This is a genomic window from Streptomyces sp. NPDC002602, assembly GCF_042889445.1.
Lineage (GTDB): Bacteria > Actinomycetota > Actinomycetes > Streptomycetales > Streptomycetaceae > Streptomyces.
The window spans coordinates 226155-246987 of the sequence record NZ_JBIAQX010000008.1; the positions used below are offsets into that span (position 1 = coordinate 226155).

Annotated in this window: 19 protein-coding genes; 5 read left to right on the forward strand and 14 right to left on the reverse strand. The window is 71.4% G+C overall.

Going from position 1 to position 20833, the window contains the following annotated elements; translation table 11 throughout:
* The 5 genes from ACFYW3_RS22890 to ACFYW3_RS22910 form a co-directional block, all read right to left on the reverse strand.
* Positions 1 to 1539 carry a sensor histidine kinase gene (locus ACFYW3_RS22890; protein ID WP_389387132.1) on the reverse strand — a complete coding sequence of 513 codons (1539 nt, stop codon included), beginning with the start codon at positions 1537 to 1539 and terminating at the stop codon, positions 1 to 3.
* A gap of 459 nt (positions 1540 to 1998) precedes the next feature.
* Complete coding sequence (locus ACFYW3_RS22895) at positions 1999 to 2838, reverse strand: CAP domain-containing protein (RefSeq protein ID WP_351761790.1); 840 nt, start codon at positions 2836 to 2838, stop codon at positions 1999 to 2001.
* Between the two features lie 231 nt (positions 2839 to 3069).
* Positions 3070 to 4488: an ATP-binding protein gene (locus tag ACFYW3_RS22900; protein WP_389387133.1), complete on the reverse strand. Its 1419-nt coding sequence runs from the start codon at positions 4486 to 4488 to the stop codon at positions 3070 to 3072.
* The gene (locus ACFYW3_RS22905; protein WP_351761784.1) at positions 4485 to 5207 is read right to left on the reverse strand and encodes a response regulator transcription factor; all 723 of its coding nucleotides are present in this window, start codon (positions 5205 to 5207) and stop codon (positions 4485 to 4487) included. Before ACFYW3_RS22905 ends, ACFYW3_RS22900 begins: the two co-directional genes overlap by 4 nt.
* A gap of 187 nt (positions 5208 to 5394) precedes the next feature.
* On the reverse strand, positions 5395 to 5520 hold the full coding sequence (locus ACFYW3_RS22910) for a hypothetical protein (protein WP_351914083.1): 126 nt from the start codon (positions 5518 to 5520) through the stop codon (positions 5395 to 5397).
* Here ACFYW3_RS22910 and ACFYW3_RS22915 point away from each other — a divergent pair.
* The gene (locus tag ACFYW3_RS22915; RefSeq protein WP_389387134.1) at positions 5513 to 5968 is read left to right on the forward strand and encodes a hypothetical protein; all 456 of its coding nucleotides are present in this window, start codon (positions 5513 to 5515) and stop codon (positions 5966 to 5968) included. The two genes, ACFYW3_RS22910 and ACFYW3_RS22915, sit on opposite strands and share 8 nt — an antisense overlap.
* A gap of 122 nt (positions 5969 to 6090) precedes the next feature.
* On the opposite strand, the gene ACFYW3_RS22920 is transcribed toward ACFYW3_RS22915, so the two are convergent.
* The 4 genes from ACFYW3_RS22920 to ACFYW3_RS22935 all read right to left on the reverse strand — a co-directional run bounded on the left by ACFYW3_RS22920 (position 6091) and on the right by ACFYW3_RS22935 (position 9867).
* Positions 6091 to 7809, reverse strand: coding sequence for an acyl-CoA dehydrogenase family protein (locus ACFYW3_RS22920; protein WP_389387135.1), 1719 nt, complete (start codon positions 7807 to 7809; stop codon positions 6091 to 6093).
* Positions 7810 to 7886: 77 nt separating this feature from the next.
* Positions 7887 to 8456, reverse strand: a complete 570-nt coding sequence (locus ACFYW3_RS22925; RefSeq protein ID WP_389387136.1) for a PadR family transcriptional regulator — start codon at positions 8454 to 8456, stop codon at positions 7887 to 7889.
* A 107-nt stretch (positions 8457 to 8563) separates the two neighbouring features.
* Positions 8564 to 8953, reverse strand: coding sequence for a hypothetical protein (locus ACFYW3_RS22930; protein ID WP_389387137.1), 390 nt, complete (start codon positions 8951 to 8953; stop codon positions 8564 to 8566).
* A gap of 122 nt (positions 8954 to 9075) precedes the next feature.
* The gene (locus ACFYW3_RS22935; protein WP_389387138.1) at positions 9076 to 9867 is read right to left on the reverse strand and encodes an SDR family NAD(P)-dependent oxidoreductase; all 792 of its coding nucleotides are present in this window, start codon (positions 9865 to 9867) and stop codon (positions 9076 to 9078) included.
* A 287-nt stretch (positions 9868 to 10154) separates the two neighbouring features.
* On the opposite strand from ACFYW3_RS22935, the gene ACFYW3_RS22940 reads away from it, so the two are divergent.
* On the forward strand, positions 10155 to 10802 hold the full coding sequence (locus ACFYW3_RS22940; protein ID WP_389387139.1) for a TetR/AcrR family transcriptional regulator: 648 nt from the start codon (positions 10155 to 10157) through the stop codon (positions 10800 to 10802).
* On the opposite strand, the gene ACFYW3_RS22945 is transcribed toward ACFYW3_RS22940, so the two are convergent.
* Both ACFYW3_RS22945 and ACFYW3_RS22950 read right to left on the reverse strand, forming a co-directional pair.
* Positions 10769 to 11191 (reverse strand): hypothetical protein, encoded by a 423-nt coding sequence (locus ACFYW3_RS22945; RefSeq protein WP_389387140.1) that lies wholly within the window; start codon positions 11189 to 11191, stop codon positions 10769 to 10771. The genes ACFYW3_RS22940 and ACFYW3_RS22945 overlap by 34 nt on opposite strands.
* Before the next feature lie 198 nt (positions 11192 to 11389).
* On the reverse strand, positions 11390 to 11800 hold the full coding sequence (locus ACFYW3_RS22950) for a Fur family transcriptional regulator (protein WP_351761756.1): 411 nt from the start codon (positions 11798 to 11800) through the stop codon (positions 11390 to 11392).
* 358 nt (positions 11801 to 12158) lie between these two features.
* Here ACFYW3_RS22950 and katG point away from each other — a divergent pair, with 358 nt between their 5' ends.
* Positions 12159 to 14393 (forward strand): catalase/peroxidase HPI, encoded by a 2235-nt coding sequence (gene katG, locus ACFYW3_RS22955; protein WP_389387141.1) that lies wholly within the window; start codon positions 12159 to 12161, stop codon positions 14391 to 14393.
* A gap of 111 nt (positions 14394 to 14504) precedes the next feature.
* A complete protein-coding gene (locus tag ACFYW3_RS22960) occupies positions 14505 to 15962 on the forward strand; it encodes an FUSC family protein (RefSeq protein ID WP_389387142.1) in 1458 nt (485 codons plus the stop codon).
* 200 nt (positions 15963 to 16162) lie between these two features.
* On the opposite strand, the gene ACFYW3_RS22965 is transcribed toward ACFYW3_RS22960, so the two are convergent.
* From ACFYW3_RS22965 to ACFYW3_RS22975, 3 genes are all read right to left on the reverse strand, one after another.
* Positions 16163 to 16552, reverse strand: coding sequence for a C40 family peptidase (locus ACFYW3_RS22965; RefSeq protein ID WP_389387143.1), 390 nt, complete (start codon positions 16550 to 16552; stop codon positions 16163 to 16165).
* A gap of 449 nt (positions 16553 to 17001) precedes the next feature.
* Positions 17002 to 18450 carry an argininosuccinate synthase gene (argG, locus tag ACFYW3_RS22970; protein WP_351761744.1) on the reverse strand — a complete coding sequence of 483 codons (1449 nt, stop codon included), beginning with the start codon at positions 18448 to 18450 and terminating at the stop codon, positions 17002 to 17004.
* Between the two features lie 47 nt (positions 18451 to 18497).
* A complete protein-coding gene (locus tag ACFYW3_RS22975; protein WP_389387144.1) occupies positions 18498 to 19469 on the reverse strand; it encodes a TetR/AcrR family transcriptional regulator C-terminal domain-containing protein in 972 nt (323 codons plus the stop codon).
* Positions 19470 to 19630: 161 nt separating this feature from the next.
* Between ACFYW3_RS22975 and ACFYW3_RS22980 the strand changes: the two genes are divergently transcribed.
* On the forward strand, positions 19631 to 20731 hold the full coding sequence (locus ACFYW3_RS22980; protein WP_389387145.1) for an FAD-dependent monooxygenase: 1101 nt from the start codon (positions 19631 to 19633) through the stop codon (positions 20729 to 20731).
* Positions 20732 to 20833 lie beyond the last annotated feature (102 nt).

Here is a 20833-nt window from a genome sequence, read left to right on the forward strand (position 1 = left end):
TTACGTCCCTTTGTTCGCTGGGCCCGGGCCATCGTCCTCGCCGCCTGGCGTGCCGGACAGACCGTTGTGGAATGCCTCCAGCCACATGCCGGGGGCCGCCTCGTCCGCCGGGGTCCGGGAGGGGAACCCGTACGGTGCGTAGGGCGCGACCTCCCGGTCCTTGCGCCGCCGCTGCGGCAGACCGGTGGGGGTGCGCTCGGTGACGGGAACGGCGTCGTCGCCGCGGCCGGGTCGGGCCGGGGGCACCGGGCGGGCCGCGGGCGGCGGGGGCGGCGCGGAGGTCTGCGCCGAGAGGTGGTCCACGGGGTGCTGCCGGGGGCTGGGTGCGACGGCCCGCGGACCGGAGGACGCGCCGATGCCGTGGGCGAGCCCGGTCGCGGCGGACGTCGTGGTGATCAGGTCCTGGGGAACGATGAGTACCGCGCGCACCCCGCCGTAGGCCGAGGACCGCAGGGAGATCTGGAATCCGTAGGCCTGCGCGAGTCGGCCGACGACCGCGAGGCCCAGGCGCGGGGTCTCGCCGAGGTCGTTGAGGTCGATGCCGGTCTGGGCCTGGGCGAGCATCCGTTCGGCCCGCTTGCGGGCCTCCTCGCTCATGTTCACCCCGCCGTCCTCGATCTCGACGGCGATTCCCGACTGCACCTCGACGGCGGTCAGGTGCACCCGGGTGTGGGGCGGCGAGTACCGGGTGGCGTTGTCGAGCAGCTCGGCCAGGGCGTGGATCAGCGGTTCGACGGCGGGGCCGACGACCGCGACCTCGGAGACCGAGTGCAGTTCGACGCGCTGGTAGTCGATGATGCGGGACATCGCTCCGCGCAGGACGCTGTAGAGCGGGACGGCCCGGCTCCACTGGCGGCCGGGGCGGGCCCCGCCGAGGACGGAGATCGAGTCGGCGAGTCGACCGATCAGGGCGGTGCCGTGGTCGAGCCGGAGCAGGTCGCCGAACACGTCGGGGTCGTTGCCGTGCCGGTCCTCCATCTCGCGCATTTCCTGGGCCTGTTGGTGAACGATGGCCTGTACGCGGCGGGCGATGTTCACAAAGGCGCGCTGCGCCGACTCGCGGAGGTTCTCCTCGGCGTCCACGGCGTCGACCACACGGGCGAGCACGGTCCGCAGGGCGGTCTTGAACTGCGGTGTCATGGAGGTGTCCGCGCTCCAGCGCGCGGTGTGTCCGGCGTTGCCGACGAGCGAGTTCAGCACGTCGTCGGGGTACTCGCCCCGGCGCAGCCGGTCGATCACCTCGGGCAGCAGTACGTCGGCGAGGTGGATCGTCTCGGCCTCTTGGCGCCGCAGGGCGGTGAGGAGTTCCGCGACCTGTGCGCGGCGGGCGGTCGCGGACCGTCCGCGGAGCACCGCTTCGGCGACCGCCGCGACCGTGCAGGCACCGCCGATCGCGATCCACACGACGGGGGCGGACCCCGAGGCGGAGACCAGTGCGCCGACCAGGCAGGTCGCGGCCACGACCACGATCGCGGGGAGTGTCCAGCTTATCCCTGCCTCGAATGAGGAGGCTGCGGGTGGGGAATGTTCTTGCGCCATCAAGTTCCTCGAGCCATCGAAAGAGGGGATCTTATGACCGATGGGCGGGAGCTTAACGGGGCCAACTCGGCTGGTCCGGAGATTCGTTGTTGTTCATCAGACGGAGGAACGATAATGCGCCATGACCTGGGCGAAGGGGAAAGGTGTTCGATGCGACCCCCGTTCGGAAAGGTCGCTGTTGAGAACACCATGCGCGGGCAAGGCATTTGAATCGGCGCTCGATAATTCGAACACTCTTGGTGGAGCATTCAGGTCACCATGCCCGGGTGACCTGACGCCATTCGGCGGGATCGGGTAAAGGGCCGAACACGGAAGGGCCGTCCGCACCGGGGGAGCGGTGCGGACGGCCGTGGTCGTCCTCGGTCCCGGCACGGCGGAGCCGTTGCGGAGACCGGGTGCGCGGGACCCTGTACGCCGGGGTCGGGGCGCCGGGGTTCCTTCGCCGGGGTCGTGGCCCCGCTACTGGGGACGGGCGAAGTCCTGGGTCCACCACGGACCCCCGCCGCCCTCCACGACGCCGACGCCGATCTCGGTGAAGTTGCAGTTCAGGATGTTCGCGCGGTGCCCGGGGCTCTTCATCCAGGAGTCCATGACCTCAGTCGCGTTCGCCTGTCCCCTGGCGATGTTCTCGCCCGTCGCGGACCACTTGTATCCGGTCGCGCTGATGCGGCCCGACATGGTGGATCCGTCCGGTCCGGTGTGGGAGAGCTCTCCGGAGCGGGACATCACCCCGGTGTACGACTGGGCCGCCGAGGTCAGTTTGGCGTTCGCCGTCAGGTCTCCGCAGCCGGCCTGCCGGCGTTCGGCGTTCACCAGGCTGATCACCTGGGCGACCGCCCCCGAGGGGGCCGGGACGGGGTCGGCCGGTGCGGGCTTCCTGGGTTTGCCGGCCGGCTTGACGGGGGCGGGGGCGGGGGCGGAGCCGGGGGCCGCCTTCTTCTCGGTCGTGTCACGGGGGGCGGTGGCCGTGGGCTTCGTCGTGGAGGCCTTCGGCGAGGCGGACGAGGCCGTCGGGCTCGGCGAGGCGGTCGCGGTGGGGGACGCCGACTCCGTCGGCCGTGCGCTCCCCGTCGCCGCGGGGTCGGACGCGGACGCGGATCCGCCGGCCGGGAGGGAGTCCGCCCGGACGTCGGAGTCGGCCGTGCGGACGTTCCCCGCCGAGTCGCCCGCGAAGTCCACGGCGAGCACTCCCACCGTGCCGGCCGCCAGGGTGCCCACGGCGGCCAGGACCACGCGCCGGGCCCGCGGGTGGCGCGCGGCGCGGTGGCCGCCGGGTATGCGGGGCTGGGGGGTTCGCATGGCAGGGGCCTCCGTACAGGCGGGTGTCGCACACGCCGGGTCGCGCCACGGACGTGCTGCCGCGCCGGTGTCGGGCGGCTCCGTACGACTGTACGAGTCGCACGGGCCGCCGGACGGCCTCTGAAGGGAGCCCGCAGGTGCTCTTAAGGAACTGCTCAGACTCCGATGCCCGCGCCCGGTGTCGGATCGTGCCGGTGTCCGCCCGTGCCTGCCGCCGCCGGGGCCGGCCGGTCAGTCCGTCTGCTGTCGTGTGCCGCCGCGTCGGCGCCGACCGCGCAGGGAGCGCCGGCCGGTGTCGGCTGCGACGGTGGAGAGGCCGAAGGTGACGTGTACGCAGGCGCCTCCCAGGGTGGCCCGCCCGATCCGCACGGTGCCTCCGGTCGCCGTCGCCGCCCGCCGGACGATGTCCAGCCCCAGGCCCGTCGAGCCGGTGCTGCTCCCGCGCGTCAACGCCTGGTCCGGGTCGGGGATGCCGGGGCCGGCGTCCTCGACCAGCAGTTCCACCGCCTGCGCGGTGCGGTCCACGACGATCGTGAACGCCGTGCCGTCGCCCGTGTACCGGAACACGTTCCCCACCAGGGCGTCCACGACGGCGGCCACGTCGTCGTGGGCGAGGTCGACGGTGGTGGCCTCCTCGGCGATGCGCAAGGAGCAGCTTCTTCCCTGCTGTTCGGCGAGTACGGCCCAGAAGCCCGCCCGGCGGCGGATCACCTCGGCCGCCTCGCACCGCTCCCCCGCCGTCTTCCCGTGGGCCGCCGGCGTCGCGGCGCCCGTTTCGCCCGCCTCGCGCAGGGTGCGCCCCATAGGACCCATGGCGAGCGGGGTGCGTGCGGTGGTGATGATCGCCTGGAGTTCCGCCTCCAACGCGCCGACCGCCGCCTCGACCCTGCCCGACTCCGGGCTCGGGCCCATCCGTTCGGTGGCCAGGTGCAGTGCCGTCAGCGGTGTGCGCAGCCGGTGGGAGAGGTCCGCGACGAGTTCCCTTTCGATGGCGAGGAGTTCGGTCATCCGGTCGGCCATGGCGTTGAAGGCCACGCCGGCGTCGCGCAGTTCGCTCGGCCCCATGGGCACGACACGGGTGTCGAGGTTGCCCTCCCCCAGCACGTAGGAGGCCTGGGCGAGTTCCTTCGAAGACCGGACGACCTTCGCGCCGAGGCGGTCGGCGACGAGTACCGAGCCGATGAGCAGGCCGACCGCCAGGACCAGCATCACGGTCCATGAGGCGGCGACACCCCGGGTCAGGTCGTCCTCGGGGACGAAGTTCTCGACGACGGCGACCCGGTCGTGCGGGAGCACGACCGGCTGGAGGAAGATCCAGCCGCCGCCGGGCACGTCCTGGGAGATGGACTCCCGGCCCTGTTTGGCCCGTTCGAGCAGTTCGGCGGGGGCGTGGCTGGTGCCGAGTTCGCGCGCATCGGGCAGGTGGATGGCCAGGTGTTCCGCCCGGTCCAGGCCCGCCATGGATTCCCGGAGGTCGTCCGGGTCGGTGGTCAGGGTCAGGATGGGCGCCATGGCGGCGGCCGGTTGTTCCGCGGCCGTGATGCTCTGTTCCCGGGCCAACGACATGACCAGTACGGCGAGCGGGATCAGGAACGAGAGGGCGACCATGGAGGTGACGGCGAGGGCCACTCCTGCCAGGGAGCGTCTCAACGGGGTTCCACCATTTTGATGCCGACTCCCCGCACGGTCCTCAGATAGCGGGGCGCGGCGGCGCTCTCGCCGAGTTTGCGACGCACCGCCGAGAGGTGCACGTCGACGGTCTGGTCGTCCACGTAGGGTTCGCGCCACACCTCACTGAGGAGCCGGCGTTTGGAGACGACCTGTCCGGCGTGATGGGCGAGGAATGCCAGGAGATCGAACTCGCGGCGGGTGAATCGGAGTTCCTGTCCGGCGAGGACGGCGGTCCGGGCCACGGGGTCCAGCGTCAATTGTCCGACGGACACCGGGCGCATCAGGTCGGCCGGGGCGGCGGGCCGGGGAGCGGCGCCCGGATCCGCGGTGTGCGCCCCGGTCGTGCGGCGCAGCACCGCGGAGAGGCGGGCCACGAGTTGACCGCCCGAGAACGGTTTGACCAGGTAGTCGTCGGCGCCCGCGTTGAGCAGCCGGATGATCTCCGCCTCGTCGTCGCGGGCGGTGGCGACCACCACGGGCACCGGGGATATGCCCCTGATCATGCGGAGTGCGTCACCGCCGTCCAGGTCGGGCAGCCCGAGGTCGAGCACGACCGCGTCGAACGCCGTCCGGGTGATTTCCCGCAGGGCTCCGAAACCGTCGCCTGTGTTGTGGACGGCGTACCCCTGCTCGGTGAGTATTTCGATCAGGAACGCGCGAATGCGGGGGTCGTCCTCGACGACGAGTACACGGGGCATGCGGGACACCTTATCCAGCGGGGCATTTGGCCGGAATCGAGGAGTCGGGTGTCAATCTCCACAGCTTTTCCGACATTCCATCGGATGTCGGTCACCGAAATGTGCCGCCCTTTCCGGTGCCGTTCGGGGGGAGACCGGATGGACCGTCACCACGTCGGCGTTCGACGCGTCGGGCTCGGCCGCCGCGTCAGAAGGACGTCTCCCGTACGGTGGCCCGCGCCGACGGCACGACGGTCGCCGTGATCTGCGAACGGTGACCGCTGCCGGAGAAGGTGACGGTCAGCGTGTCGTCGACGGACTGGGCGGTGGCCACCTTGAATCCGGGCGCCGGAACCGCGGAGATCAGACACACCCCGTCGTTTCCGTACCGCACGGTCGCCTTGCCGCCCGTCGACGGGATCGTGTGCGGACCCGACCCGCCGCGCTCACAGCTCTGGGCCGGGGTGGTGCGCGGTGTGCCGCTCGGGGTGGAGGACGTGCTCGCGCGGCTGCTCGACGCGGACGGGCGCGGCGTGTTCGCGGCGGAGGGCGACGGCGAGGAGGCCTGCGGGCCGGGAGCCGAGGGCGAGGCGGAGGGGCTCGCGGAGACGGACCCGGAAGCGGAGGCGGAGGCCGGCGCCGGCGGGCTCGACGAGGGGAACACGGTCGGCGCCGACCGGGCGACCGGGGGCTTCGGGCGGGTGGAGCCCGTCACGAAGTCGACGGTGGCCATGACGGCCGTCACGCTGGCGGCCGTACAGGACACCCATATGAGCAGGTAACGCGGAAAGCGGAAGCGGTGCACTCCACCATAGTGACGGAGGTGCGGCCCGGTCGGTGACCCGGTACGCGCTCCCCCGGCGCCGGGCTCACCGACCTGCGGTGGGCCCGGCGCCGGTGACGGCTACGGCGCCATCTCGTAGGTCCCCGACAGCGCCTCGACCCGCGCCCACACGCGCGCCGAGCGCGCCTCGTCCACGACGGGGCGTCGCACCGCGCCGAGTGCCCAGTCCTGCTGCTGCTCGGTGGCGGAGTCCTTGCCGTGCAGTTCGACGGCGTGCGCGGAGAAGTCGCGCACGAGGACGGAGAACAGTTCGTCCAGTACGTCCTCGTCCAGGTCCGTGAGGCGGGCCTGCTCCAGGATCAACTGGCCGTGGACCACGAGGGCGAACAACTGGCCCACGGCGAGCAGCAGGTCCAGGTCGCGACTCTGCTCCTCGTCGGGGGCGGCGGTGGCGACGAACTCGCACAGCGCGTCGGCCTGCTCGCGCAGCCGCGCGACGTTCGGGACCTCGGCGTACGCGTCGTAGGCGGTGCGCCAGTCGTGGAAGCGTACGGAACCCAGGCCCCGGGCCGGGCCCTGGCGGAAGAGGAACGCGTCGTCGGCGGCGTCGAGCCGGGTCGGGACGGGTGCGTAGTCGGCCGGGTCCAGCAGGTGGTTGCGCATGAACTTGAGGATCAGCGCGAGGTTGACGTGGACCGTGCCCTCCAGCTTGGGCAGCCCGCGGATCTCGACGGCGGCCTGGGCGAAGTACGTGTCCTTCTCGAAGCCCTTGGCGGCGATGACGTCCCACAGGAGGTCGATGACCTTCTCGCCCTCCGTGGTCACCTTCATCTTCGTCATCGGGTTGAACAGCAGGTACCGGCGGTCGTCGGGGCCCGCGGAGCGGAAGTAGTCCACGGCGCGGTCGCTGAAGAGCTTCATTCCCACGAGGCGGACGTACGCGTCGCTCAACTCGCGCCGCACGTGCGGGAAGGCGGTGACGGGGCGCCCGTAGAGCACGCGGTTGTGCGCGTGGGTGACGGCCTCGTACATCGCGTGCTCGCAGATGCCGATGGAGGCGGTGCAGAGGTTGAACTTGCCCACGTTGACCGTGTTGAGGGCGGCGTCGAAGGCGGCTCGGCCGGTGTGCAGGACGTCCTGCGGGGTGACCGGGTAGTCCGTCAGACGGAACTCGCTGACGTACTTCGAGGAGTCGACGACGTTCTTCACGAGCGCGTACGACGGGTGGCGGCTGTCGGCCGCGAAGAAGACGTACCCGTCGGGGCCCTCGACGTCGGTGCGGCGACCGAAGACGGACACCAGGCCGGCGGCGTTGCCGTTGCCGATGTAGTACTTGGAGCCGCTCGCCCGGAACCCGCCGTCGCCGTCGGGCTCCAGGAGCATGTCGGTGGAGTAGATGTCGGCGCCGTGCGTCTTCTCGGACAGGCCGAAGGCGAACACCTCGCCCTGGTCGAGGAGTTCGGCCGCGCGGTCGCGGGCGTCGGCGTTGTCGCTCTGCCAGACGGGCCCGAGACCGAGGATGGTCACCTGCCACGCGTACCAGTAGTCGAGGCCGTAGAACCCGAAGATCTCGTTGAGGGCGGCGATCCGGGCGGTGTCCCAGCGCCGGCCCTCCCGCGCGGAGGCGGAGGCCGGGGTGAGGAAGGTGGCGAACAGGCCTTCCTTGGCGGAGAACGCGAGGAAGTCCCCCAGCCAGGCGCGGGAGCGGTAGTCCTCGATCAGCCGGCGCTTGCCGCGCTCCTCGAACCAGTCGACGGTGGCGCGCAGCAGCCTGCGGGTCTCGGGGTCGAAGTGCCGCGGGTCGTAGGTGCGCGGGTTGAACAGCAACGGGTCGGCCATGGAGGTTCGCCTTCCGAGGGTCGGGGGTGCGGCTGGGAGGTTCGGAGTCGGTGATGTGGAGCAGGGGGTGGGCGCGGTCAGGCGTCCGGGTGGGAGGACCCGCCGATCCGGTGGACGGTGGCGAGTACGTCGTCGAGCCAGGCGACGGTCATGCGCTCGTACGCGATGCCGCCGCGCAGCACGACGTGTTGCAGTTCCTGCCCGGCGTCGGGCGGCGCGGGGGCCTCGGGCCCGGTGAAGTCGCGCAGTTCCCCGGCGAGGTAGTGGGCGAGGCGGTCGGCGTGCACCTGGCGGTGCCGTTCGACCTCGCGCGTGAGCGCGGCCGGGTCGTCGAAGGCCGCGCCGCGGATCTTCACGGCGAGGTCGTGCCGGAGGCTCTCGGGCTCGATCGGCTCGTGCAGCCACCCGGAGAGCGCGGTGCGCCCGGCGTCGGCGACGGAGTATTCCTTCTTGTCCGGGCGGCCCTGTTGCGGCACCTCGCGGACGGCGAGCAGGCCGTCGCTCTCCATGCGCTTGAGCACGCGGTAGATCTGCTGGTGGGTGGCGGTCCAGAAGTAGCCGATGGACCGCTCGAAGCGCCGGGCCAGCTCATAGCCGGAGCCCGGCTTCTCCAGCAGCGAGACGAGGATCGCGTGTTCGAGCGCCATACCGCGATCCTTCTATGCAACTCGTTGCATAGACAAGTCGCCGGGCCCGGGTGAGACGTGACTCACCCGGGACGTCGCCTCTCGCCGAGCCCCCGGAGGGGGCGGGTTCACCCGCGGTGCGCCGCCGCTGCCCGCCGATCGGCCTGCACGAACGCGGCGGCCGTGAAGACGAGGGTGGTCGCGAAGGCGACGCCGAGGGTCAGGTGGTAACCGGAGGAGACGACCCCGCTGTCGAACCGCTTTCCGTCGGTGGTGCGGCACAGGATCGTCGGCGGGACGAACCGCACCTCGTGCGTGGACACCACCGCGTCCTGCGGACGCCGGGACGTGTGGCGGCACTGGTGCATGGGAGTGGAGTCCGCCCCCTCCCCCACCTCGCTCACGGTGAGACCGATGAGCAGGAGGGCGAGGACGTAGAGGACGCCCGTCACGACGGCGGCGGAGACGGCCATGCGCCGCACGAACGACGAACGACTGCCGCGCACCGGTGTGGTCATGGCGCCCACTGTAGGCACGCGCCGCCCCTCACCGGCCGTCGGGTCCTTCAACCGGGTTGCCCCCGACTCCACTTCACGCGCTCACCCTTTCCGGGTACGCGGCCCGCCTCTGCGGTGTCCGCTCACCGACTTCCGCGCTGAGCCTCCACGATGCGGCTCACCGTGCCGTCCACTCCCGCGCGGCGCTGCACCTTCTCGGAGAAGGCCGGGAACTGGCCGGCGATGGCACTGAGCAGCCTCAACTCGATCGGGGCCACGTTGACTTCGCACAGGTCGCGCTCGACGGCACGCGTCACGCCCCGAGCCACGTCCTCCGGGGACACCGTCCGCACCCCGCCGGGAGGAGTCGATCCCGTCGCGGCGAACATGCCCGCGTCCCGTACGTATCCCGGTTGGACGAGCGAGAGTCCGACACCGGTGCCCCGCAGGTCCTGGCGGAAGGCCAGCGCGAAGCCGCGGAGGCCGAACTTCGAGGCGTTGTAGAGCGAGGAGGACTTGGTGGCGGCCTTCCCGGAGATCGAGCCGACGAGCACGATGTGGCCCTTGCCCGCCTCGACCATGCGGGGCGCGAGCAGGCGGGTCAGCATGACGGGGGCGCGCAGGTTCACGGCCAGGGAGCGGTCGACCTGCTCGGGCGTGTAGTCGAGCAGGTCGCCGCTGGACGGAAGGGCCGCGTTGGCGATGAGGATGTCCGTCTCGGGGCAGGCCTCGGCGAGACGGGTGACGTCGTTCGGATCGGCGAGGTCGGCGAGGACGGATCGTGCGCCGAGTTCGTCGGCCACGGCCTTGAGGGCTTCCTCCCTGCGTCCCGTGATCACGATTTTCGCGCCCTTCGCGGTGAGCGCGCGGGCCAGCGTCAGGCCTATGCCGCCCGTGACGCCGGTGAGGAGAACGGTCGATCCGGTGATGCGCATCCCAAGACCCTCCTTCTTGTTCGTTCGAACGAACAATAGAGAGTGGAACCGGGCGTGTCCACGTCGAGAACCGGACCGCGTCGATTCCCGAACGGCCCCCTCGCGCGGCGCGGTTGACCCAGGGGGCTCTGACCCAGGGGGCTCCGCGACGGGCCGTCCGTGAACGGGCGGAGGCGGCGTCCGGCTCCGGCGCCGGAGGGCTCGACGGAGGGCTCGGCGAAGGGTGGGCCGCCGTTTGCGAGAATCCCCCTGTCGATCGTCGGCCGCGAGGAAGCAGGGTGGAGCACGTGGCTCAGCAGGCAGAGGACCGCGCTCCGGACGGCCGTGCGGAGCGCGGACGGCAATCGCGGGTGAAGATCGCGGACGCCGTGCTCTCCCTGCTCGACGAGGGAGAGACGCACTTCGCCGCGGATCGGGTGGCCGAGCGCGCGGGCGTGTCCCGCCGGCTCGTCTTCCACCATTTCGCGGACATGGCGCAGCTGGTCGAAACCGCCATCGCCCGCAGGTTGGAGCAACTGATCGAGCAGATCCAACCCCTGCCGACACAGGGATCGCGGACCGCCCGGGTCGAGGCCCTCACGGAGCAGCGCGCCAGGATCCTGGAATGGATCACACCGGCTCAACTGACGACCATGCGCCTGGAGCGGCGATCCGAGCGGATCGACGAGGTGACCCGGCAGGTGCTGGACCTGGCCCGCGACCGCTTGGCGACGGTCTTCGCCGAGGAGCTGGGCCGGGCTCCGGCAGAGCGCGCGGCCGACCTGCTGAACGGTCTGGACGCCGTGACCACCTGGGGCGCCTGGTACCACTGGCGCAGCAGCGGCCTCGACGTCGGCGCGGCGCGCCGCGCCATGGAGACCTCGGTGCGCGCCCTTCTGGCGGCGACGGACCAGGCGACGGATCAGGCAGCGGATTCGGCGGATCCGGGGCGGTGATCCTCGGCCGCCGGGGGCGGCGCCTGACCGTGCCCGGACAGCCTCGCGTGCAGGGTGGGCCCGCCCGCCGCCACGAGAACGAACAGGCAGCCGGCGGTGACGAGGCTCGGCTCGGGGAGCCACGCGCCCAGGATCCAGTCGAGGAGCAGCGCGACGGCCACGAGCAGCACCTTGGCCGCCAGGAGCGAGAGAACCAGCCGCTTGTCACGGGCCGTCCCGGCCCGGGCCCGACGGCGGCCGTTCAGGGTCATCGCCAGCGCGGCCACGGCGAGGATGGCCAGCACGCGCAGTGCGTGCTCGGCGGGCGGTGTGTCACCGCCTAGGGCCCAGACCGCGCCCATGACCAGGCCCGCGACGGCGTACGCGACGGCTTCGGCGTGCCGGGACATCCATGTCCGGGCTCGGGCGGGCGGCCGGGGCCGCTCTCCTGCGCGCCGGTCGGACGGTGCCACGCCCGGGGACCTGCGGGTCTCGACAGTGGCCGGCATTTCGACCCCTCGATCGCTGGAGGACAAAACTAATTGCACTTCGAGTGTCATATGTTTCGCCCCCTCCGTCAAGGCGTCGGCGCCGCCCTTGATCGGGGACTACGCGCAGGAAGGGCACAGACCGCGGTAGGTGACCTCCACCCCGGAAACGGAGAACCCGAACCGCTCCTCCGCGGGAAGGTCCGACAGGGGGCTGCCGGTCGGGTGGACGTCGCGGATGGTGCCGCAGCCGGAGCACACCAGGTGGTGGTGCGGGTGGCGCGCGTTGGGGTCGTAGCGCTTCGCTCGTCCGTCGGTGGACAGCTCCCTGACCTCGCCCAGGACGACCAGCTCGCCGAGGGCGTTGTAGACGGTCGCCCGCGAGATCTCGGGCAGTCGCTCCACCGCGCGTGCGTGCACCTCGTCGGCCGTCAGGTGCACGTGATCACCGTCGAGCACCTCCGCCACGACACGCCGCTGGGAGGTCATCCTCCAGCCACGCCCCCGCAGTCGCTCCAGCAGGTCACTCATGTTCGATTCACCTTTTCGGGTTCGGTGGGAGCCCGGAGTTCATCGGACCGTCCGGAATCCTATGGGATATGGGTCTGGTGCCCTTCTTGACTTGGACTCTGTCCATCGTAGGATCGGTTCTGTCGACAGCCAAGGGACAGGAAGATTTTCAGCACCGCAGGAGACACCGACGTGACGGACCGCCCCCGCGCAGCAGCCGGGCCGCGTCCGACCGACCGGGCGCCGGTCGGGTTCGGCACGCGCACCGTGTGGTCGCCGGCGTCCGCTCCCGCCCCCTGCGCCCTGAACCCGATCGTTTCGCTGTTCCGTCGCCCGCAGTTGCCTGGCACCGTGATCCGCTTGGCCCGGAAGGATTCCCATGTCTGAGAACCATGACGCAATCGTCGTAGACGCGAAGACGAACGAGGGCGGAGGTGGCTGCCCGGTCGCGCACGACCGCGCCGCGCACCCGACCCAGGGCGGTGGAAACCGCCAGTGGTGGCCGGAGCGGCTCAACCTGAAGATCCTCGCCAAGAACCCCGCCGTGGCCAACCCGCTCGGCGAGGAGTTCGACTACGCCGAGGCGTTCAACAACCTTGACCTCGCGGCCGTGAAGCGGGACATCGCCGAGGTTCTGACGGACTCGCAGGACTGGTGGCCGGCCGACTTCGGCAACTACGGCCCGTTCATGATCCGTATGGCGTGGCACAGCGCGGGCACCTACCGCATCAGCGACGGCCGCGGCGGCGCCGGTGCCGGGCAGCAGCGCTTCGCCCCCCTCAACAGCTGGCCCGACAACGGCAACCTGGACAAGGCCCGCCGCCTGCTGTGGCCGGTGAAGAAGAAGTACGGCCAGAACATCTCGTGGGCCGACCTCATGATCCTGACCGGCAACGTCGCCCTGGAGTCGATGGGCTTCGAGACCTTCGGCTTCGCCGGCGGTCGCGCGGACGTGTGGGAGCCCGACGAGGACGTCTACTGGGGTCCCGAGACCACCTGGCTCGACGACGAGCGCTACACGGGCGACCGCGAGCTGGAGAACCCGCTCGGCGCGGTCCAGATGGGCCTGATCTACGTCAACCCCGAGGGCCCGAACGGCACCCCCGACCCGCTCGCCGCGGCGCGCGACATCCGTGAGACGTTCCGCCGCATGGCGATGAACGACGAGGAGACGGTGGCCCTCATCGCGGGTGGTCACACCTTCGGCAAGACCCACGGCGCGGGCCCGGCGGACCATGTCGGCGACGACCCCGAGGCCGCGCCCATCGAGCAGCAGGGCCTGGGCTGGAGCAACACCTTCGGTACCGGCAAGGGCGGGGACGCGATCACCAGCGGCCTTGAGGGCATCTGGACGACCACCCCGGTGACCTGGGACAACACCTTCTTCGACATCCTCTTCGGGTACGAGTGGGAGCTGTTCAAGAGCCCGGCCGGCGCGCACCAGTGGCGACCCAAGGACAACGGCGGGGCGGGCACCGTTCCCGACGCGCACGACGCGTCCAAGACCCACGCGCCGACGATGCTGACGACCGACCTGTCGCTGCGCGTCGACCCGGCGTACGAGCGGATCTCGCGGCGCTTCCACGAGAACCCGGCCGCGTTCGCGGACGCCTTCGCCCGCGCGTGGTTCAAGCTGACGCACCGTGACATGGGCCCGATCGTGCGCTACCTCGGCCCGGAGGTCCCCTCCGAGACCCTGCTGTGGCAGGACCCGCTCCCCGCGGTGACGCACGCGCTCGTCGACGCGGAGGACGTCGCCGACCTCAAGCGCCGGGTCCTCGCCTCGGACCTGTCGGTGTCCGCGCTCGTGTCCGCGGCGTGGGCGTCCGCCTCGTCGTTCCGCGGCAGCGACAAGCGCGGTGGCGCCAACGGTGCGCGCGTCCGCCTCGAACCGCAGAGCGGCTGGGAGGTCAACAACCCCGACGAGCTGGCGACGGTACTGCGCACGCTGGAAGGCGTCCGGGAGACCTTCAACTCCGCCCGGTCCGACGGCAAGCAGGTCTCGCTCGCCGACCTGATCGTGCTGGCCGGCGGCGCGGCCGTCGAACAGGCCGCCAAGAACGCGGGCTTCGACGTGCGGGTCCCCTTCACCCCGGGCCGGGTGGACGCCTCCCAGGAGCAGACGGACGTGGAGTCCTTCGCGGCCCTGGAGCCGGCCGCCGACGGTTTCCGCAACTACCTCGGCAAGGGCAACCGGCTGCCGGCCGAGTACCTGCTCATCGACCGGGCGAACCTGTTGACTTTGAGCGCGCCCGAGATGACGGTCCTCGTCGGTGGGCTCCGCGTGCTCGGCGCGAACCACCAGAAGTCGTCGGCGGGCGTCCTCACCAAGACGCCCGAGTCGCTGACGAACGACTTCTTCGCCAACCTGCTCGACCTGGGCACCACGTGGACGGCGACGTCCCAGGACGCGAACACCTTCGAGGGGCGCGACTCCTCCACGGGCGAGGTCAAGTGGACCGGCACCCGCGCCGACCTCGTCTTCGGCTCGAACTCCGAGCTGCGCGCGGTCGCGGAGGTCTACGCGAGCGATGACGCGAAGGAGAAGTTCGTCAAGGACTTCGTCGCCGCGTGGGACAAGGTCATGAACCTGGACCGGTTCGACCTCGTCTGATCGCGAGGTCCGGGTCGGCCCCACCGGCCGACCCGGACCTCGACACCGGTGGAAACCTCGACACAGGCGGAATGACGGGAGGGCCGACAAGCCCGTCCTAGAATCCGGCGCATGGCCGCACCCCGCCCCCGTTTCGCGTCCGCGCTCGGCTCGACGGTCCGCGAACTGCGCGCGGTGTACCTCGCGCGTGAGGGTTCCGACCGGTACGACTGGCACCTCGCCCTCGCCATGGCCCTGATGGTCGGCGCGCCGGTGCTGGTGGGGACGGCCACGGGGTGGACGCCGCAAGCCGCCCTCGTCTCCCTCGGCGCCTGGTTCACCTCGCTGGCGGTACCGAGGGAGACGGCGGCCGACCGGATCCGGCAGTCGGCCTTCCGTACCGTCCTGCTCACGGCCACCACCGCCGTCGGGCTGCTCGCCGGGGACCTGCTCTGGGCCGTGCTGCTCGTCTCGGCCGTCCTGTGCCTGCTCTCGCCCCTGCCCTACGTGGGCGTCACCCCGCTGATCACGCTGGTGATGGCCGTCGGGCCGCAGCCGGTCCCGGACACGGGCACGCACCTGCTGCTCTTCGCGGGCGGCTCGCTGTGGGCCGGCGCCGTCCTGCTCGCGCCGTTCCTCGGCGGGGCCTACGCGGCGCCGACCGTCGGACCCCGCCCGGCCCGCCGCGGCGCGGGTGGGAGCCTCGCCGCGCTCCGCGTGGCGGCGCGCGAGGGAAACCCGAGACTGCGCTACGCCGTGCGGATCTGCGTGTGCTTCACCGTCGCCTACGCCGGTCTCACCTGGCTGGACGTGCCGCACGCCGCCTGGGCGCTCGTCGGCATCCTCACGACCCTGCGACCCAGTTGGGGCGCCACCCGCACCAGGATCACGAAGCGGCTCATCGGGCTGTGCCTCGGTTGCGCCCTGACCGTCGTCCTCCTCGCCCTCACCTCGGGCCGACCGGTCGCCGCGGCGATCGTGATCACCGTCTGCGGGGGGATCGCCCGGCCCATGCGGGGCTGGAACTACGGCTTCTGGCCCGTCTTCGGCACGCCGGTACTGATCCTGCTGACCGAGACCGATGCCCATGTGGTGTGGAGCGACGTGCTCCAGCGCCTCACGAACAACGCCCTGGGGGCCGTGTTCGCCGCCGTGACCGTACTGTTCGTGTGGCCCGCCCGCGAGGAACGCCGGTTGCCGGAGCGGCTGCAGACCCTGCTGGAGACCCACGCCCGTTTCCTGGACCGCGTGGCGAGCGTGGTGGAGTACGGGCCTCCGCCGGCGCGGGAGCGGCGGGTACGGGCCGCGGAGGCGGCGAGCGTGGACCTGCGCTCCGCGCTGGACCGGTTGAGCGGGCCGCACCCCGACGTGGTGGCCGCGGTGGTGGCCGCGGACCGGCTCCGCGGCGCGATCACGCCGCTCCGCCCGTACGCGACCTCCGGGCTCTCGGCGCCCGACCTGCGCACGGCCGCGAGGAACCTCGATGGCACGGCGGCGGGCCTGACCTCGCTGGAGTTCGACGCGACGGGCCGAGCCGCCACCGGCGCCCTGGACTCGGCGCGCGCGGCCGTCGGGGCGGGCGCCGCGTAGGGGCCTGCCGCGACCCGCCTCGCAGGGCGGCCCGAGGCTCCGCGCTCTGTCGACAACCACACGTGTGAGCCGCGACCCGCCTCGCAGGGCGGCCCGAGGCTCCGCGCTCTGTCGACAACCACACGTGTGATGGGGGGCGTTGGTGCGCCTTGTCGCCGATTCCGGCGAACCGTTCGCGGCCGGCGGGGAAGTCGAACAGGTCATGTGGCCCGGCCGTAGCGGACGTTGCCGGTCCAGATGCGTTCCAGGCGCACCGAGGCGCCCGGCCGCGGCGCGTGCCAGAGTTTGTCGTTGCCGGCGTAGATGCCGACGTGTCCCACGGTCGAGCCCTTGGGGAAGAACACCAGGTCTCCTGCCGCCCGTTGAACGGAAGGGACCGGGCGGGTGTGTTCGTACTGCTGCTCGGCGGTGCGTGGCAGTTTCTTGCCGGCCTGCCGGAAGGCGTAGAGCGTCAATCCGGAGCAGTCGAAGCGTTCGGGGCCCGACGCGCCGCGCGCGTAGGGTGCGCCCTCTTTGGAAGCCGCCACGGCCAGTGCCTTGTTGCCGTAGGCGGGGGCCACCTCGATGGGGGCCGCATGCGCCGGAACCACGGCGGGGGTTGCGATGGTGACGAGGAGCAGGAGCGGAGAAGCGAGTCGAGCGGATTTTCGGCGAAATGGGGCTTTGCGGGCGTCCGTCGTGGAGTGGGGCATCGTGATACCTCCGTATTCGGATGCGAGACAGCCGACCTGTTTCTTCGAGTTGCTCCTTTCGTGGATATCCGTTGACGCGTGACCGCCGACAAGTGTTCTGTACGTGAAGCCGGATATCGGTGTGAGACACGACATATCCCGACTGTTTTCTGTAAAAGTTCGCCATTCCGGAATGGCGGCCCCGCAACTCCCCTCGCGGAGAAGGAGCGTGGGCACCAGGCGATCCCGCCGCACGACACGAAAGAGCCGGGCCCGCGTGCGGGCCCGGCTCGTACGTCTCCTCCGCGACCCGGGGGCTCGACGCGCACCGATGTGCGCGCCGCCCGGGTCCTGGACCCGCGACCGGATCAGTCGGTGCCGAACTCCATCGCGGCACGGTCCAGCAGCTCGTCGTCGCCGGAGACCTCACCGCGCGAGGCGATGGCCTCGGCGCCGCCCTCCGGCATGCTGCCGATCAGGCCGGTGGCGGCCGCCTGCGCGGCGCCGACCAGCGCGGGGCGGGCCGTGCCGACGATGCCGAGGCCCGCGTACTGCTCCAGCTTGGCGCGCGAGTCGGCGATGTCGAGGTTGCGCATCGTGAGCTGACCGATCCGGTCCACCGGGCCGAACGCCGAGTCCTCGGTGCGCTCCATCGAGAGCTTGTCCGGGTGGTAGCTGAAGGCCGGTCCCGTGGTGTTGAGGAGGGAGTAGTCCTCGCCACGCCGCAGCCGCAGGGTCACCTCGCCCGTGACCGCGGAGCCGACCCAGCGCTGGAGCGACTCGCGGACCATGAGGGCCTGCGGGTCCAGCCAGCGACCCTCGTACATGAGCCGACCGAGGCGCCGCCCCTCGTTGTGGTACTGGGCGACGGTGTCCTCGTTGTGGATCGCGTTGACGAGACGCTCGTACGCGGCGTGCAGCAGGGCCATGCCGGGAGCCTCGTAGATGCCGCGGCTCTTGGCCTCGATGATCCGGTTCTCGATCTGGTCCGACATGCCGATGCCGTGCCGGCCGCCGATCGCGTTCGCCTCCATCACCAGGTCGACCGGCGAGGCGAACTCCTTGCCGTTGATCGACACCGGGCGGCCCTGGTCGAAGCCGATCGTCACGTCCTCGGCGGCGATCTCGACCGAGGGGTCCCAGAACCGCACGCCCATGATCGGCTCCACGGACTCCACACCGGTGTCCAGGTGCTCCAGGGTCTTGGCCTCGTGGGTGGCGCCCCAGATGTTGGCGTCGGTCGAGTACGCCTTCTCGGTGCTGTCCCGGTAGGGGAGCCCGTGGGCGACCAGCCACTCCGACATCTCCTTGCGTCCGCCGAGCTCGGAGACGAAGGCGGCGTCGAGCCACGGCTTGTAGATGCGCAGGTGCGGGTTGGCGAGCAGGCCGTAGCGGTAGAACCGCTCGATGTCGTTGCCCTTGAACGTCGATCCGTCGCCCCAGATCTGTACGTCGTCCTCGACCATCGCCCGGACCAGCAGCGTGCCGGTGACGGCGCGGCCGAGCGGGGTGGTGTTGAAGTAGGCACGGCCGCCGGAGCGGATGTGGAACGCGCCGCAGGCGAGCGCGGCCAGGCCTTCCTCGACCAGGGCCGCCCGGCAGTCGACCAGGCGCGCGACCTCGGCCCCGTAGGCCTGCGCCCGCCCGGGCACCGAGCCGATGTCGGGCTCGTCGTACTGGCCGATGTCGGCGGTGTAGGTGCACGGGACGGCACCCTTGTCGCGCATCCACGCGACCGCGACCGAGGTGTCGAGGCCGCCCGAGAAGGCGATGCCGACGCGCTCGCCGGCGGGCAGGGAGGTGAGAACCTTAGACATGGGAAGAGTATGCACCGAAACGCATGTCTATGCAAAACCCGCTTCCCTCAGACTGTCGGCGGTGTGGCCGGCCCACCGTCGAACAGGGGGCTCAGCCCGTCCAGAAGTGCCGTGAGGCCGAGTTCGAAGAGCGCGTCCAGGCGCAGCTCGTACCCGTCGTCGAAGGCTCCCACCACCTTGGCGAAGGTCGGATAGCGGCCGGACTCCACGAGTTCCCGGAGGGCCGTGGCCCGGCCGTCCATCCACTGCTCGCCCGATTGGCCGGTGGTCGCTTCCTCCTGGGCCTCCCATTCGAGGTGCACGGCCAGGCCCTGGACGTGGCTGTAGAGCAGGACGTGGACGTCGAACAGCGTGGTGGGATCGAGTCCGTGGCCGTCCAGCGCGGCCAAGATCCACTCGGCGTGGACCATCAGACGGGGCACGAGCAACGGACGGTGGAGCGAGCCGATCTGGGCCAGCCACGGGTGCTTGCGGTAGAGGGCCCAGAGCGTGCGGCCGCCCAGCTCGACGCGGGCACGCCACCCCCGCGCGGCGTCCGCCGGGTAGGTCGCCTCGCCGAACGCGGCGTCGGCCATCAACAGCACGAGATCCCCCTTGCCGGTCACGTACCGGTAGGGCGACATGGCGGCGACGCCGAGCCGGGCCGCGACGCCGCGCATGGAGAGCGCCGGGAGCCCTTCGGCGTCGGCGATGTCGATGCCCGCGCGGACGACGCGTTCCAGGCTCAGATCGCCCTCCACCGCGGGACCCGGAGCCGGCCTCCCGCGGGTCGCCGGAGGCGGTGCGGACGAGGCCACGACGGCGGCGGTGCGGGGCCGCGTCTCGACGAGGCCCTCCAGACGCAGGGTGGTCAGGGCCTTGGCGGCGGTGGCGGACGCGACGCCCCAGTCCCGGGCGATCCGGCGGATGGAGGGAACGCGGTCCCCCGGGGCGAGTTCACCGCTCGCGACGCGTCGCCGGATGTCGCCGACGATCCGCAGATAGGGCGGCTCGTCCTGGGGTGCCGTGGGCTTCGTCACGTCGCCTGATCCTTTCCGTCTGTACTAGCACAGACGGTAGCAGCACGAACGTCCCGAGTGGCCTCTGTGACCTAGTACAGACAGGCCACCGACGCAGTTGAGAGGACTGCGCGTACGGCGTACGTTCAGCGCGCTTACAGCGTACGAAGAGGAGACCTCCCATGCAGACCGTTCTCATCTCCGGTGGCGGAATCGCCGGCCCCGTGCTCGCCCACTGGCTGCGTCGACACGGCTTCGCCCCGACCGTCGTCGAGCTCGCCCCGGGCCCGCGACCCGGCGGTCAGGCCGTGGACATCCGCGGCGTCGCCCTCGACGTCATGGCACGAACGGGCCTGCTGGAGCAGGTCCGGGCCGTGCGCACCCGGATGCGCGGCATGTCCCTCCTGGACGCCGACGGCCGCGAGATCGAGCGCTCCACCGAGGCCACCTTCAGCAGCGGCCGACTCGACGGCGAAGACGTCGAGGTGCTGCGCGACGATCTGGTGCGACTGATCCACGAACACACCCGCGCGGACGTCGAGTACCTCTTCGGCGACAGCGTCACCGCGCTCGACGACCACGACGGCGGGGTGCGCGTCGACTTCGCACAGGGGGCGTCGCGCACCTTCGACCTCGTGGTCGGGGCCGACGGGCTGCACTCGAACGTGCGACGCCTGGCCTTCGGACCGGAGGAACACTTCACCCGCCACCTGGGCAGCCACCTGTCCGTGTTCGGCGCGGACAACTTCCTCGCCCTCGAGGACTGGCAGGTGTGGATGCGGGACGGCGACGCCGGCTTCGGCATCATGCCCGTGCGCGACAACACGGAGATCCGGGTCGCCTTCGGCTTCGAGTCCGGGCCCCTCCCCCACGACCCCGACTCGCTACGGCGGCTGGTCGCGGACCGGATCGCGGCGCTGCGCGTACACGGAGCCCGACTGGCCGAGGCCGCCCTGGAGGCGTCCGACTTCCACTGTGACGCCATGGCCCAGGTTCACCTGGACAATTGGTCGCGCGGCAGGGTGACCCTGCTCGGGGACGCCGGCTGGTGCCCCTCCCCGCTCTCGGGGCAGGGCACCAGCCTGGCTCTCGTCGGCGCCTACGTGCTGGCCGACTCGCTCGCCCGCTCGTCCGGCGACCACGGCGCCGCGTACGCCGCCTACGAGCGGCGTATGCGGCCCTTCGTCGCCCTCAACCAGGCTCTGGCGACGGAGAACCCCGGCGGTCCGGCGTCCGAGGCATCCGTCGCACACGCCAAGAACGCCTTCGCGCTGGACGGTTGATCCCGACCGTCGGGCGCGAAGGCCACCGGAGGGCGCCTCGGACCGCACCCGGCGCCACAACCGGCGCCATCGACCAACCGGTTACGACGGGTAATGCCGCAC